Source organism: Neorhizobium huautlense (assembly GCF_030811685.1).
Classification (GTDB): domain Bacteria; phylum Pseudomonadota; class Alphaproteobacteria; order Rhizobiales; family Rhizobiaceae; genus Neorhizobium; species Neorhizobium huautlense_A.
Window position 1 is genome coordinate 132,680 of record NZ_JAUSRF010000004.1, and the last position, 13,791, is coordinate 146,470.

Here is a 13,791-nt window from a genome sequence, read left to right on the forward strand (position 1 = left end):
TCCGAATTCTCGTTATCAGGCGAAGTCTGCCAGACCGCTGCCCCAAGGCCCGTGGTGCTTGTCGACGCCATCCACACGATCGAAACCGTGGGCGCCGAAGAAATCGCGCTGGGCCTGGATGAGGTTGGCGGTGCCACGACCACGACGATAGGCGTCGAAATAGGCCAGAGCGGACGACAGAGCCGGAACCGACAGGCCGGACATCACTGCCGTCGAGACGACGCGACGCAGCGAGGCGTCGGTGTCGTTAACGAGCTTGGCGAAGGCCGGCGTCACGATCAGGTTGGCGACGTCAGGATCCTTGGTGAAGGCCGAGGTGATCTCGTCGAGGAACTGCGAGCGGATAATGCAACCTTCGCGCCAGATCTTGGCGATGGTCGGCATCGGCAGGCTCCAGCCGTATTCCTTCGACGCAGCGGCCATGACGGCAAATCCCTGTGCGTATGCAGCAACCTTGGCGGCGAGCAGCGCATTTTCGAGATCTTCAAGGAAGCTCAGACCATCGGTCGCTGGCATGGCGGTGGTCTGCGGCAGGCCGAGGATTTTTTCGGCAGCTTCGCGCTCTGCCTTCTGCGACGACAGGATACGGCCGGCAACGGCAGCTTCGATCGCGGTAGCGGCGACACCCATGTTCTGGGCTTCGATCACCGACCATTTACCAGTGCCCTTCTGGCCGGCCTGGTCGACGATCACGTCCACCATAGGCTTGCCGGAAATCGGATCGGTGGCCGTCAGTACCTTTTCGGAAATCTCGATCAGGTAGGAGTTCAGTCGGCCGCTGTTCCACTTGCCGAAGACCTGACCGATTTCCGGCGCCGAGAGTTTGAGGCCATCGCGCAGGATACCGTAGATTTCGGCGATCATCTGCATGTCGGCATATTCGATGCCGTTATGGATCGTCTTGACGAAATGGCCGGCACCATTTTCGCCGAGCCACGCCACGCAAGGCTCATTGTGGAATTTTGCCGAAATCGAAGTCAACACCTTTTCGACGCGCTTCCAGCTCTCTTCCGTGCCGCCGACCATGATCGACGGACCGTGGCGCGCGCCTTCTTCACCGCCGGAAACGCCCATGCCGATAAAGGTCAGGCCGCTGTCCTTGAGGTTCTCGAAACGACGCATCGTATCGCGGAAATTCGCGTTGCCGGCATCGATCATGATGTCGTTGTCAGCCAGATAAGGCTTGAGCAGCTCCATCTGCTGATCGACCGGATCACCGGCCTTGATCATGATGATAATCGGGCGCGGCGGACGGATGGCAGCCACAAATTCCTCAAGCGTTTCGCAAGGAATGATGTTTTTCTGCAGGTCGCCGGCTTCGGCGAAAAATTTTCGGGTTGCTTCTGGTGATCGGTTGAAGACCGCGATGCGGTTGCCTTTTTCAGCAATATTGAGCGCGAGGTTGGAGCCCATGACTCCAAGACCGATTAGACCGATTTCTGCCTGTTCCAAGACGAAGCCTCCATTTACAAATCGCAAGGTGTTTTGGCACTCAAACCGACGCGCGGCAAGGTCGGCAAGGCATTAAACGATTAAATTTCAATCACACCTGCATGTCGTCTGCGCGACAGCTTGTTTGCCTTGGCCTCGGACGACAAAACGACTTCATGAAATGACCGGAGCAGGAGAAAATCCCGCCTCCGATGGAGACTTATCTGTCGATCTTTTTCTTGATGTTCCAGCGGTCATGGTACCACAGCCACTGTTCCGGATATTCGCGGACCCAGCTCTCGACCTTGTCGTTGAGCATCTGCGCTGTCGCCTGCACATCGACATTGCCTTTTTCGTCACGCGGCACATCGATGGGCGGCTCGATCTCCAGCCGGTAACGGTTGCCTGGCAGACGTATGCAACGAGCCGGATAGACTTCCGCATCGAACTGGCGAACCAGCTTTGCCAAGAGCGGATTTGTTCGAACCTGTTGACCGAAAAACGATGTCGGCAGGCCTTTGCCGAATTTCTGATCGACCAGAACGCCGACACCACCGCCCGCTTCCAGCTGTCGGGCAAGCGCAAAGGAAGAGCCGGCATGAGAGGGCACCAGCTTACCCATGCGCGCCGAACGGAAGGAAAACACCTTGTCGGCGATATAAGGGTTGTTCGGCGGCCGAAACAGCACCGTCACCTTCTGGCCATAGGCGGCGCCAGCCACCGGCAGAAGCTCGAAGTTGCCGGTATGGGCCGTGAAGACGATAAAGGGACGCGGATTATCACGCAGGTCCACGAAGATCGGGATGCCCGACACTTCGATACGACCCGGTTCCGCCCGATCGGGATCGAAATCGAACAGCCGGTCGAGAAACACGTATTCGGCGGCGAGCCGGCCCATATGGCCCCAGCTTTTCACCGCGATATCCTGCAGTTCGGCATCGCCTTTTTCAGGGTATGCATTGCGCAGGTTGGTCATCATCAGCTTGTGACGAAAGGTGCGCGGGCCGATCTTGCGCACCAGCCAGTCGGCAAAGTTGATGGCCGGATCGGCCGGAAATATCTTCAGCAGGTTGAGAAAGCCGAAGGCTATCTGCGCCACCAGCCATTGCCGAAAATGCATGACCGCCAGCACGATCCGGGTAATCACCATCTTCACGGGATCAATCCATCCGCAGGATGATCTTGCCGAACACCTGACGGCTTTCCATCCGTTCAAGCGCCTTGTCGATCGTGTCGAAGGTCACTTCCGTGTCGATGACCGGATGCACGATGCCGCGTGCCATCTTCTGCATGGCGTCCGCCATGTTTTCCATGCGGCAACCGAACGAACCGAGCAGTTTCAGCTGCTGCTGGAACAGCATCATCAGGTTGACTTCGGTCGAAACACCGGAGGTCGAGCCGCAGGTGACGAGACGGCCACCGCGCTTCAGGCAGAACATCGAGGCGGCAAACGTGTCCTTGCCGACATGTTCGAACACGACATCGACGCCCTTCTTTTTGGTCAGCTTGCGCACGACGCCTTCGAAACGGTCCTTGCGGTAGTTGATGACGTGATCGGCCCCCAGTGCCTTGGCGCCTTCGATCTTGTCGTCCGAACCAACGGTGGTGATGACCGTGCAGCCGATCTTCTTGGCAAGCTGGATCGCCGCCGAGCCGATGCCGGAGCCGCCGGCATGGATGAGAATGGTTTCACCCGACTGAAGTTTCGCATTGTCGAACAGCATGTGCTCGACGGTGCCGAAGGTCACCGGAGCAAGGGCCGCAGCAACGGCATCGATGCCCGGAGGCGCCGGGACGAGCTGGCGGGCCGGAATGTTCATCTTTTCCTGGGCAAAGCCGTCGAGATGGAAACCGTGCACGCCGCCGACATGTTCGCAGAGATTGTCGCGACCCTCGACGCAGTTTTTGCAGCGTCCGCAAATGCGCGCACCGTAGATGGCAACCAGATCGCCGGGCAGAACATTCGACACACCCGGACCAATGGCCTCGACCACGCCCGATGCTTCAGCACCGATCGTCAGCGGCATCTTGCGCTTGGCAAACGCCATGCCGCGCCAGCCCCAGACATCGATATGGTTGAGGGCAACCGCCTTGACGCGCAGCGTCACCTCACCCGGACCCGGCGCTTCCGGCTCCGGAATATCCACGGCTTCAAGCTTGCGGTCATCGATCAGTTGCAGGGCGCGCATAACAAAAATCCTTCGCCCGGAGGCGTAAACGTTCGTCTTGGCAAAGTGTCCGGAACCAATTCTGGCTCACAAAACGCGATGCATCTCGGAAATAGCATGAAGCGCCGCTCGCCCATCAGGCGGAACGGCGCTCCATAAGGGTTGGTGAAGGTCTCTAAGCCGGTTCAGCCGTCAAGACAAGGCTGGCGTTCTGACCGCCGAAACCAAAGGAATTGGAGATGACGGCGGAAACCTGCGCGTCGCGCTTGACGTTCGGCACCACATCCAGCTCGATCGTCGGATCGTGGTTGTTGTAGTTGATCGTCGGAGGCAGCGTGCCGGTCAGCATGGTCTGCAGCGAGAACACCGCTTCAACCGCACCGGCAGCCGTCAGCGTATGGCCGATCATCGACTTGTTCGACGACAGCGGAATTTCCTTCAAACGATCGCCGAACACGGCAAGCATCGAACCATATTCCATCTTGTCGTTTTCCGGCGTCGAGGTGCCGTGCGCATTGACGTAGCCGATATCGGTGCCGGTCATGCCGGCATCCTCGAGGGCTGCGCGAATGGTGGCAATCGCCGGGCCGCCATCCGGCGAAGACCGGGTGCGGTGAAAGCTGTCGGCCTTTTCGCCGAGGCCCTTCACCACGCCAAGCACCTTGGCGCCGCGAGCGATGGCAGATTCCAGCGATTCCAGAACCAGCGTTGCAGCACCTTCGGCAATGACAAAGCCATCACGATCCTTGCTGAACGGCTTGGAAGCCTTTTCCGGCGGATCGTTCTGGGTCGAAAGCGCCGAGAGCAGCGAGAAGCGGATCAGCGCTTCTGCGCTGACAGAACCATCGGTGGCAGCGACCAGCGCCCTGTCGGTGCGGCCCTGACGGATCGCTTCGACGCCGAGCTGGATCGCGGTCGCGCCCGATGCACAGGCAGTCGAGAGCGTCACCGGCAGGCCACGCGTGCCAAAACGGTCAGCGAGGCGCTCGGAGATCGAACCGAACTGCACGGCCTCAAGAAAGGCAGGATCAGGACGTTCGCGCATTGCTGTCAGGAACCGATCATAGGCATCAGCTTCGCGCTGTGCCGGCGGAGCGCGATCGGCAAGAGCGAAACGATCGACCCATTCCGGTTCGATCGGCGGTGCGGCGAGAAACAACGGACCGTCGAAATCACCGGAAAGGCCGGCCTGTGCCAGCGCCTCGATGGTGGTTTCGCGGGCGAATGCATAGGAACGCTCGACCGAATTCGGGGCCGGAATATCGATAAAATCGACCGTGCCGCAGATCCGGGTCGAAAGGCCGTCGGTTGGGAAACGGGTGATCTTGTGGATGCCCGAAGTGCCGGCCGTCAACGCCGCCCAGTTATCCTGAAGGCCTTGGCCAAGCGACGTGATGACACCCATGCCGGTGACCGCCACGATCGGACGGCCAAGATGATCCTTGAAGCGATTGTCGCTCATCACTTGTCTCCTCACGCGTCCGCAGACAGGGCAGCAAGACCCTCGCCGCGCGTATAACCAACCGTAGTGACCACCGCGCGCTTGGCGGGCTTGGCCATCGGCCGTTCGTTCTTTGCATCAAACGCTGGAACATTGGTCGCACCGTCCAGCGAAAGCGCTGCGAGTGCGAGACCGAGCGGGAACTGCGCCTCCATGCCGTGACCGGCAAGACCGCCGTAACCGCGGATCGCGGCGCCCGGCAGTGTCTGTTCCAGAACAGTTTTTTCGCGTACCGAAAGTTCGACGACGCCGCTGGCGCCGGAGAACACGACAGTATCTTCGACAGAGCCCGCAAGACCGGCCATCCGTGTCAGCCGCTTTTCAAGCCTGCCTTCATCACGGTTGCCGCGATCGCCTTCGATTGCATCGATCACAGCATAGATATGCGCGCCACGAGCGGTGGCATGCGCGCGGGATTCCAGCACCAGAAAGGCACCGACCGACCCCATCATCATGCCGCCGCCATTGTCCGGCGACCGCGACCACAGCGGTGCCCATTCACCCGTCGCATGGGCACGAATGCCTTCAACGAGAAGCAGGATATCGGCGCGTTCGGCAACGAAGGCACCGCCCGCCAGCGTATGGGTGGACTGGCCCGACTTGATGCGATGGAACGCCGTCTCGATCGCCGAAATGCCGGCTGCCTCTTCACCCATGAAGGTGCGTGAGGAACCTGTGACCTTGTGAACGATGGAAATATTGCCGGCGAGAAGGTTGGAAAGCTGCGCCAGGAACAGCGTCGGGCGCAGTTCGGTGGTCAGCTTTTCGTTGAGCAGCGCTTCGCGGTCGTTGCGCTTCAAACCTTCGTCAACGATGAGTGTGTCGACCTTGATGTCGCGTTCGCCGCCACCGGCGGCCACGATCATATCCATGGAGGCACAGAGTTCGGCGTTTTCCTTGAGGCCCGCGTCATCGAGTGCGAGGCCAGCCGAAAACACGCCGAGCCGCTGCCAGTTTTCCATCTGGCGCTGGTCGCGTTTGCTGATCTGGGTCGACCAATCGATTTCCGGCAGCGGATGCACCGGGTAAGGCGCAAAACGTTCGGTTTCGACGCGCGGCGCAATGGCCTCAGTACCCGAGAGCACCGAGACATGCGGCTCCTTGCCGACGCCCAGGCAGCTTACGATACCGATACCGGTGATCACGACATCATTGTCAGACTTCATCATGTCCTCTTCCTCACCGGCTGACCGGCAAGTTTCAAGCGTTCGCGGCAATCGCATCCATCAGGCCGACTTCCTCGGCCCGTTTGCGGACGATCGGCGCGAGCGGAATTTCGCTGAACGGCATGGTGCGCAGTTTCAGTTGCGCATCGCAGACTTTTTTGCCGTTGCTGGTGATCTTCGCCTTGGTCACGGCATAACCCGATCCCTCGTGCTCCAGAAACGCCTCGATATCCAGCACGGCGTCCGGCTCGACGAACGTGCGCAGCTTGGCGCCATCGACGGACATCAGGAACGGCATGGCGGCAAAATCCGTCGCTGCCAGAACCAGCATGCCGGATGCCTGCGCCATGGTTTCGATCAGAAGCACGCCCGGCACGAGCGGCATGCCCGGAAAATGCCCTTCAAAAACAGGGCTCTTCGACGGCACGATCGCGCGTGCCGTCAGCGTATTGGCTTTCAGATCGACCGTTTCGATACGGTCGATCATCTGGAAATATTCAAGCAGCATCAAGGCTTAACAGCCGGGCAAATCAGCCCTTGGCTGCCCTCAGCTCGTCGATCTTGGCGCAGAGGTTCTTCAGGACGAAGTACTCTTCGGTCGAAACCTTGCCTTCGTTGACTTCCTGGGTCCACTGTTCCAGCGGGATCTTGATGCCGAATTCCTTGTCGATCGCGAAAACGATGTCGAGGAAATCGAGGCTGTCGATTCCAAGGTCGTCGATCGTGTGGCTTTCCGGCGTAATCGTCGCGCGATCGATTTCGCTGGTTTCAGCAATGATGTCGGCAACTTTGTCGAATGTAGCGGTCACGCCCATAGTCCTCTAGAGAATATTGTAATCAGGTCCCCACATAGGGAAATCATTTTGGAATGCCAATGGCAAGCGGTGCCACAATAGACATTTGCGCCGCGACTGTTGCCGAAACAGCAATCGCAGCGTTCAGATCAGGCGTCGTCTATCAGGCGGCCTTGCCTTCGACAAGCACCGCGCGGATGAGACCAAGCACCGCATCGGCATTGATGCCCGTGCAGGCGAACTGGCTCGGATGGCCATCCCAGTCTCCCGGCGGGAAGGTTTTGGCATCCGGCTTCTGGATCGTCATGCCATCGGCAATGCCACCGCAGACAACACGAATGGCGCCGCTGCGGGTCTCAAACAGGTCAGGCCGCACCACGTAAACACAGGCGCAGCTGTCATGGATGACCATGCCGTCGCCGACGCGGTGGTTATAAAAGTCGATATAGAACTGCGAAAGGTCGTTCAGAAGCTGGACATCCTTGCCGCCCGCCTTCGCCATTTCGGCAAGATAGGTCCGCATCATCACCGTCTGCATGGTCACATCGAGACCAACGACGGTGACGCGCCAGGGAGCGGTGAAGACAAGATCGGCGGCTTCCGGATCACCAAAAATATTGGCCTCCGCCGCAGGCGTCACATTGCCGGGCACATCGAAAGCGCCCCCCATGACGACCACTTCCTTCACCAGCGCGGCGACTTCGGAATCGGCCTGAAGAACCAGCGCCAGATTGGTCATGCGACCAACAGCCACCAAAGTGATCTCGCCCGGATTGGCGCGAACCGTATCGATGATGAACTGGTGAGCGGACCGCGGATCGGCCTTACGGCTGATCGTCTGCGGGATCTCGATATTGCCGAGGCCATTGTCACCGTGGATGAAGGTCGGCCAATGACCGTTCTTGCGCTTAGGATCGAATTTTTCACCTGAACCCTGCGCGATCGGCGCCTCGATGCCCCACGCTTCGGCTAGGAAAAGCGCATTGCGGGTGGTGATATCGATCGGCGCATTGCCAATCGTGGTCGTGACGCCGACCAGATCGATCTCGGGATGACGATGCAGAAACAGCAGCGCCATCGCGTCGTCGACGCCGGGATCGGTATCAAAAATGACCTTGTGCATGAAAACAGTTCCGGTTTTGAAAGGTGCGGCACCATAACGCCGGAAAAAGGATGTGCAATCCCGTCACAGTGACCGGACGAAATCATCCACCGTACTGTGCGGCTGCTCGGCACCGTTGCGCAGCCTCCACTTCAGTGCCAGAACGCCGTCCGACATACTCCCGCCCTCCTCATTTTCGCAAAGACAAAACCTTGGAAATCGCCGCGCACCTCCTCATCGTCCTGTTTTTCGTGGCGGTCGTCGCCGGTTTTGTCGATTCGATCGCGGGTGGCGGTGGACTGATCACCATCCCATCCATGCTGATCGCCGGCATTCCTCCGCTCGATGCGCTCGGAACCAACAAGCTGCAGGGCATGTTCGGCGCGACATCCGCGACGATTTCCTATGCACGGCGTGGCCATGTGCAATTAAAGACGCAGTTGCCGATGGCGTTGATGGCACTGATCGGCGGCGGGGTTGGCGCATTGGTCGCCTCCATCGTGCCAACCAAAATCCTCGGCACGGCCATTCCGTTCCTGCTGATCGCCATCGGCCTGTTTTTCGCGCTCAAACCCAACCTTTCGGATGTCGACAGCCACCGTCGCATCACGCCCTTCCTGTTCGGCGCGACTTTCGTGCCGCTGATCGGGCTTTATGACGGCGTGTTCGGTCCGGGCGCCGGCTCGTTCTACATGCTGGGTTTCGTGCTGCTGGCCGGTTTCGGCATGCTGAAGGCCACCGCCCATACCAAGCTGATCAATCTCGGCTCCAATGTCGGCGGTTTCCTGATGTTTCTGGCAACCGGCTCGATCCTGTGGAAAGTCGGCATCGTCATGGGTATCGGCCAGTTCATCGGCGCGCAGATCGGCTCCAGCCTTGCCATGCGCATCGGCGCGAAGATCATCAAGCCGCTGCTGGTCATCTCCTGCTTTGCCATGGCGACCAAGCTGCTGGCGGATCCCACACATCCGCTGCGCATCTGGCTGGGCTGGTAATCAGCCCTTCATCCTGAGCGACAGGCCGGCAGCCACGAAGTGAACCTCGTCTGCCACGGCTGCCACCTGTTGATGCAGCCGCCCCGCATGATCGCGAAACGCCCGCGCCATCCTGTTATCCGGCACGATCCCCAACCCGACCTCGTTGGAAACGATGATCACCCGAGCCTTGGCACCGGCAATATGGGCGGCAAGCGACGCCGACTGGGCGTCGATCGTCTCTTCCGCTTCCATCATCAGATTGGTGACCCAGAGCGTCAGGCAATCGACAAGGATCACGCGGTCCGCAGCGTCGAGCGCACGAAGCGTTCCGACCAGTTCGAGCGGCGCTTCATGTGTTTGCCACCCCTCGCCGCGCTGTACCTGATGTGCGCGGATACGCTCACGCATCTCGTCATCATAAGCGCGGCCGGTGGCAACGTAGTGCCGCTCCAGCCCACTCTCGAAAGCAAGTCTTTCAGCAAAGCCGGATTTGCCCGAACGCGCGCCACCCAGCACGAAAACAGAACCGTTTTTCGCAGTCATCGAGGGAAGTCCGGCGCTGAAGGTAAGAAAATTGCGCTGCCGGAGCATGAACACATGAAAGAGCGGACGATTCGTAGATTAAAGAGGCGTCCACCCGGGTTGATCATGGTTCTGCTCCGGCAGTCCGACCATTCCCGACATCCCCTGCCCGGCTGCGGAATGCAGCGCCGTCAACAGGATCGGCAGGATGGTGGTCTTACATGCTCGGCATCAGCCGAGTGTTTGATTCTTGTAATGGCCTGCATGGTCTTATTGCCGGGTTCGGCTGTCAATCACCATTGGCCGAAAACAACTTTTCCTGATTGGGAACGAATGCCAAAACAGCGGCAGATCGATCGTTTTACGCGACGCGGCAAAACGATCGAGAAAAAGGTCCGGTACGCACAACCCAATCCGGACCTGTTGGCGACGATGTCGCGAATGCATAGATACAGTCACATTCTTACCGGATCGTTATCTCCAGACCTTCTCGCCTGCTTCCAATCAAACTTTTTCGATAAAAAATTCCTGGCCTTTCCAATCTCCATTTCGCGTTACACCGGCCGACCGATGGCGCGGAAAGAACAGCCGGCGTCAAAGCTGGATGATGACATTTGGTACAAGTCTGCTTTCAAAGCACCGTCCCTCATGAATGCGCCCAGCGGATCTGCAAATTGCACAATTCTTTGCCAAAACCGACGCAAGCCATGCACAAACATGACAACTGGCTCGTACATGCCCTGGCACCGTTTTGAGCAGAAACAGTTGATTTTCGTCATAAAAGACGTAGCGTCATGGCGCTGATACATGAATTGCCGAATATCTGCGGTCAGACACCGCCAAAAGGGCGCATGCGAAAACAGCAAACCGGCTTACGCTCTCAAGTCGGCATCGCGCCAGAACTGATCGGAGCCCGGCCAAGGCAGTAGACCGGCGACCTCCAGACGCGAACACTGCGATTGAGACTGGGAGGTCTTGGACAATGAAAACCCTTCTCGCATCCGCCGCCGTCGGTATCGGCCTATATGCCATGTCAGGCTCCGCGCAGGCTGCCGATTGCGGCAGCATATCGATTGCGGAGATGAACTGGGCCTCGGCCGGCGTTGCCGCTCAGGTCGACAAGATCATTCTTGAAGAGGGTTATGGCTGTTCGGTGGAAATCGTCACCGGCGACACGATGCCGACCTTCACCTCGATGAATGAAAAAGCACAGCCGGACATGGCGCCGGAATTCTGGATCAATGCCGTGCGCACACCGCTGGATGCAGCCGTGAAAGAAGGCCGCCTGATCGAAGCTGCCGAAATTCTGGCGGACGGCGCCGTCGAAGGCTGGTGGATCCCCAAATTCCTGGCCGACGCACACCCCGACATAAAGACGGTTGAGGATGCGCTGAAACATCCGGAACTCTTCCCTGCCCCCGAAGATCCTTCCAAGGGCGCTGTCTACAATTGCCCGTCGGGCTGGAATTGTCAGGTTTCAACGTCGAACCTCTACCGGGCCATCGGCGCCAAGGACAAGGGGTTCGATCTCGTCGATACCGGCTCGGCCGCCGGTCTCGATGGCTCGATTGCCAACGCCTTTGAAAAGAAGACCGGCTGGCTCGGTTATTATTGGGCACCGACGCCGATCATGGGCAAATACGAAATGGTCAAACTGTCCTTCGGCGTGCCGCACAACAAGGCGGACTGGGATGCCTGCACCTCCGTGCCGGATTGCCCGGCGCCAAAGGTCAATTCCTATCCAACCTCACAGGCATTTACCATCGCCACCAAAAGCTTTGCCGACAAGGCCGGAGTCGCCATGGATTATGTGAAAGCCCGCAAATGGGGCAATGCCACGGTCAACAGCATCCTCGCCTGGCAGGACGAAAACCAGGGCACAAACGAGGACGCCGCCAAACATTTCCTCGAGGAAAACGAGGACATCTGGACCAAGTGGGTCGCGCCTGATGTCGCTGAAAAGGTCAAGGCCGCACTCTAAGCCGGTCGTCTCTCGCGATCCGCAAGAAATAGTCATCGGGGTGGCAGCCGCCCCGATGCCGGGCCAATGGCAACAGATGCTCGTGGCCGGCCTGCCTATAAAAACAAGGGGGAAGACATGGCGAATTGCAGCTTCATGCCCGATGTCCTCTGTCGCTTTCCGTCCATCGGCGACAGCTCGATCCGCATGGCGCGAAAAGTCATCGATGACGGCTTCAAGGGCCTCGTGCGTGAATACGGTTATGTCATCGACGCCGTCGTGCAGCCGCTGCAATGGTTCCTGAACTATCTCGAGCGGCTGTTTTCCAGTTCCCCCTGGTTCATCGTGCTGATCATCATGCTGGCGATCGTCTATCTTGCCAGCCGCAGGATCGGCATCACGGTCGGGACAGCTATCGGCATGTTGCTGATCGGGGTCGTCGGCTTGTGGGAGGATACGATGGTCACGCTTGCCATCGTCACCGTCTCCACGCTGATCGCCATCGTCATCGGCCTGCCGATCGGCATCCTGATGGCGCGTTCCGAGCGGATACAGGGCATGATCAATCCCGTGCTCGACGTGATGCAGACCCTGCCGAGCTTCGTTTACCTGATCCCGGTTGTGGTCATATTCGGCATCGGCAAGGTGCCGGGCTTGATCGCAGTCGTCATCTATGCCGTACCGCCGATGATCCGCCTCACCAATCTCGGCATCCGCCTCGTCGACAAGGAAGTGCTGGAGGCGGCTGATGCTTTCGGTTCTTCGTCCCGGCAAAAGCTTTGGAACGTGCAGATGCCGCTGGCCCTGCCGACCATCATGGCCGGCATCAACCAGACGATCATGATGTCGCTTGCCATGGTGGTCGTCGCCTCCATGGTGGGCGTCGGCGGGCTGGGGCGAAACACCCTGCAGGCCATCAACAACCAATTCTTCACGTTCGGCTTCATGAACGGTTTTGCGCTGGTGGTGATCGCCATCATCTTCGACCGTGCCAGCCAGGCTTTTGGCAAACGGCTGCAGAAACATTCGGAGGTCGTCCATGGCTAGCCACGGCATTGAAATCAAAAACCTCTACAAGATCTTTGGCCAAAACGGCCGAGACTATATCGACGCCGTCCATCAGGGCATGTCGAAAAGCGAACTGATCGAAAAACACGGCCATGTGCTTGGTCTGAAAGACATCAACATCTCCATGCCGGCCGGCAGCATTACCGTCGTCATGGGCCTGTCCGGCTCGGGCAAGTCCACCCTGATCCGCCATATCAACCGGCTGATCGAACCGACATCCGGCGAACTGATTTATGATGGCGCCGACATCTGCCAGATGAACGAGACGGCGCTGCGCGATTTCCGGCGCCACAAGACGGCGATGGTGTTTCAGAAATTCGCGCTTCTACCGCACCGAACCGTTCTCGAAAACACCGTGTACGGCCTCGACATTCAGGGTGTTGCGCGCGCCGAAAGCACACAAAAAGCCCAGCGCTGGATCGATCGCGTCGGGCTTTCCGGCTTCGAGGACCGGTATCCGAACCAGCTGTCCGGCGGCATGCAGCAGCGCGTCGGCCTTGCCCGGGCGCTCACCAATGATGCCGACATTCTCCTGATGGACGAGGCCTATTCGGCACTCGACCCGCTCATCCGCGTCGACATGCAGAGCGTGCTTCTGGAAATACAGGCGGAACTGAAAAAGACGGTCGTCTTCATCACGCACGATCTCGATGAAGCTCTGAGGCTCGGCGACAAGATCGCCATCCTGCGCGATGGCCAGATGATCCAGCAGGGCACCGGCCAGGACATAGTCCTCAACCCTGCTGACGATTACATCAGCGCCTTCGTCAAGGAGGTCAATCGCGGTCGCGTCATTCGGCTCGAAACGATCATGCGGGCACTTGGGCCGGGACTGGGACCGGAAGGCCTGCCGCTTCCAGGCACGATGACACTGGAGAACGCGGCCAAGGAAATGACATCCGCCAATCAAACGACGGCTCACGTCATCGATCAGGCCGGAAAGCCTGTCGGCTCTGTCGATCTCCAGGGCATCATCGCCGCCATGGTGACGCCGACCAGCCACAAGTCCGCCCGCATGGCAGCAGAATAGGCACCCGACGAAACGAGTACTGGAGAACCGCCGCCAAACCATGTCCGCAAGCCCCGACGGACTTGAAATGGT

14 protein-coding genes are annotated in these 13,791 nt (G+C 59.0%); 5 read left to right on the forward strand and 9 right to left on the reverse strand.

Annotated elements, in window-relative coordinates; all coding sequences use genetic code 11:
* Positions 1–15: 15 nt before the first annotated feature.
* The 8 genes from gndA to J2T09_RS07305 all read right to left on the reverse strand — a co-directional run bounded on the left by gndA (position 16) and on the right by J2T09_RS07305 (position 8,183).
* Positions 16–1,452 (reverse strand): NADP-dependent phosphogluconate dehydrogenase, encoded by a 1,437-nt coding sequence (gene gndA / locus J2T09_RS07270; RefSeq protein WP_306832740.1) that lies wholly within the window; start codon positions 1,450–1,452, stop codon positions 16–18.
* Positions 1,453–1,651: 199 nt separating this feature from the next.
* Positions 1,652–2,587: a lipid A biosynthesis lauroyl acyltransferase gene (locus tag J2T09_RS07275; RefSeq protein WP_306832742.1), complete on the reverse strand. Its 936-nt coding sequence runs from the start codon at positions 2,585–2,587 to the stop codon at positions 1,652–1,654.
* Between the two features lie 4 nt (positions 2,588–2,591).
* Positions 2,592–3,620 carry a zinc-binding dehydrogenase gene (locus J2T09_RS07280; protein WP_132272279.1) on the reverse strand — a complete coding sequence of 343 codons (1,029 nt, stop codon included), beginning with the start codon at positions 3,618–3,620 and terminating at the stop codon, positions 2,592–2,594.
* A 154-nt stretch (positions 3,621–3,774) separates the two neighbouring features.
* A complete protein-coding gene (locus tag J2T09_RS07285) occupies positions 3,775–5,061 on the reverse strand; it encodes a beta-ketoacyl-ACP synthase (RefSeq protein WP_306832745.1) in 1,287 nt (428 codons plus the stop codon).
* Between the two features lie 11 nt (positions 5,062–5,072).
* Positions 5,073–6,269 (reverse strand): beta-ketoacyl-ACP synthase, encoded by a 1,197-nt coding sequence (locus tag J2T09_RS07290; RefSeq protein ID WP_306832747.1) that lies wholly within the window; start codon positions 6,267–6,269, stop codon positions 5,073–5,075.
* A gap of 31 nt (positions 6,270–6,300) precedes the next feature.
* Entirely contained in the window at positions 6,301–6,774 is a 474-nt protein-coding gene (locus J2T09_RS07295) for a 3-hydroxyacyl-ACP dehydratase FabZ family protein (protein WP_306833217.1), read from the reverse strand.
* Between the two features lie 22 nt (positions 6,775–6,796).
* Positions 6,797–7,081: an acyl carrier protein gene (locus J2T09_RS07300; RefSeq protein ID WP_112730324.1), complete on the reverse strand. Its 285-nt coding sequence runs from the start codon at positions 7,079–7,081 to the stop codon at positions 6,797–6,799.
* Positions 7,082–7,223: 142 nt separating this feature from the next.
* Positions 7,224–8,183 (reverse strand): nucleoside hydrolase, encoded by a 960-nt coding sequence (locus tag J2T09_RS07305; protein ID WP_306832750.1) that lies wholly within the window; start codon positions 8,181–8,183, stop codon positions 7,224–7,226.
* A gap of 191 nt (positions 8,184–8,374) precedes the next feature.
* Between J2T09_RS07305 and J2T09_RS07310 the strand changes: the two genes are divergently transcribed.
* The gene (locus tag J2T09_RS07310) at positions 8,375–9,157 is read left to right on the forward strand and encodes a TSUP family transporter (protein ID WP_306832751.1); all 783 of its coding nucleotides are present in this window, start codon (positions 8,375–8,377) and stop codon (positions 9,155–9,157) included.
* Here the strand turns inward: J2T09_RS07310 and cobU are convergent, their stop codons facing one another.
* Positions 9,158–9,682 (reverse strand): bifunctional adenosylcobinamide kinase/adenosylcobinamide-phosphate guanylyltransferase, encoded by a 525-nt coding sequence (cobU, locus tag J2T09_RS07315; RefSeq protein ID WP_306832753.1) that lies wholly within the window; start codon positions 9,680–9,682, stop codon positions 9,158–9,160.
* Between the two features lie 54 nt (positions 9,683–9,736).
* Here cobU and J2T09_RS07320 point away from each other — a divergent pair, with 54 nt between their 5' ends.
* The 4 genes from J2T09_RS07320 (at position 9,737) to J2T09_RS07335 (ending at position 13,719) form a co-directional block, all read left to right on the forward strand.
* A complete protein-coding gene (locus tag J2T09_RS07320; RefSeq protein WP_306832755.1) occupies positions 9,737–10,465 on the forward strand; it encodes a hypothetical protein in 729 nt (242 codons plus the stop codon).
* Positions 10,466–10,643: 178 nt separating this feature from the next.
* Positions 10,644–11,642 (forward strand): ABC transporter substrate-binding protein, encoded by a 999-nt coding sequence (locus tag J2T09_RS07325; protein ID WP_306832757.1) that lies wholly within the window; start codon positions 10,644–10,646, stop codon positions 11,640–11,642.
* A gap of 117 nt (positions 11,643–11,759) precedes the next feature.
* Entirely contained in the window at positions 11,760–12,668 is a 909-nt protein-coding gene (locus J2T09_RS07330; RefSeq protein ID WP_306832759.1) for an ABC transporter permease, read from the forward strand.
* A complete protein-coding gene (locus tag J2T09_RS07335; RefSeq protein ID WP_306832760.1) occupies positions 12,661–13,719 on the forward strand; it encodes a quaternary amine ABC transporter ATP-binding protein in 1,059 nt (352 codons plus the stop codon). The genes J2T09_RS07330 and J2T09_RS07335 overlap by 8 nt, the downstream gene beginning before the upstream one ends.
* Positions 13,720–13,791 lie beyond the last annotated feature (72 nt).

What these genes read in the sequence shown, in the direction of transcription:
- J2T09_RS07305 (WP_306832750.1), bottom strand. Translation starts at nt 8,183, where the DNA reads ATGCACAAGGTCATTTTTGATACCGATCCCGGCGTCGACGACGCGATG.
- J2T09_RS07335 (WP_306832760.1), top strand. Translation starts at nt 12,661, where the DNA reads ATGGCTAGCCACGGCATTGAAATCAAAAACCTCTACAAGATCTTTGGC.
- J2T09_RS07285 (WP_306832745.1), bottom strand. Translation starts at nt 5,061, where the DNA reads ATGAGCGACAATCGCTTCAAGGATCATCTTGGCCGTCCGATCGTGGCG.
- J2T09_RS07325 (WP_306832757.1), top strand. Translation starts at nt 10,644, where the DNA reads ATGAAAACCCTTCTCGCATCCGCCGCCGTCGGTATCGGCCTATATGCC.
- J2T09_RS07320 (WP_306832755.1), top strand. Translation starts at nt 9,737, where the DNA reads ATGAAAGAGCGGACGATTCGTAGATTAAAGAGGCGTCCACCCGGGTTG.
- J2T09_RS07295 (WP_306833217.1), bottom strand. Translation starts at nt 6,774, where the DNA reads ATGCTGCTTGAATATTTCCAGATGATCGACCGTATCGAAACGGTCGAT.
- J2T09_RS07290 (WP_306832747.1), bottom strand. Translation starts at nt 6,269, where the DNA reads ATGATGAAGTCTGACAATGATGTCGTGATCACCGGTATCGGTATCGTA.
- J2T09_RS07280 (WP_132272279.1), bottom strand. Translation starts at nt 3,620, where the DNA reads ATGCGCGCCCTGCAACTGATCGATGACCGCAAGCTTGAAGCCGTGGAT.
- cobU (WP_306832753.1), bottom strand. Translation starts at nt 9,682, where the DNA reads ATGACTGCGAAAAACGGTTCTGTTTTCGTGCTGGGTGGCGCGCGTTCG.
- J2T09_RS07330 (WP_306832759.1), top strand. Translation starts at nt 11,760, where the DNA reads ATGGCGAATTGCAGCTTCATGCCCGATGTCCTCTGTCGCTTTCCGTCC.
- J2T09_RS07300 (WP_112730324.1), bottom strand. Translation starts at nt 7,081, where the DNA reads ATGGGCGTGACCGCTACATTCGACAAAGTTGCCGACATCATTGCTGAA.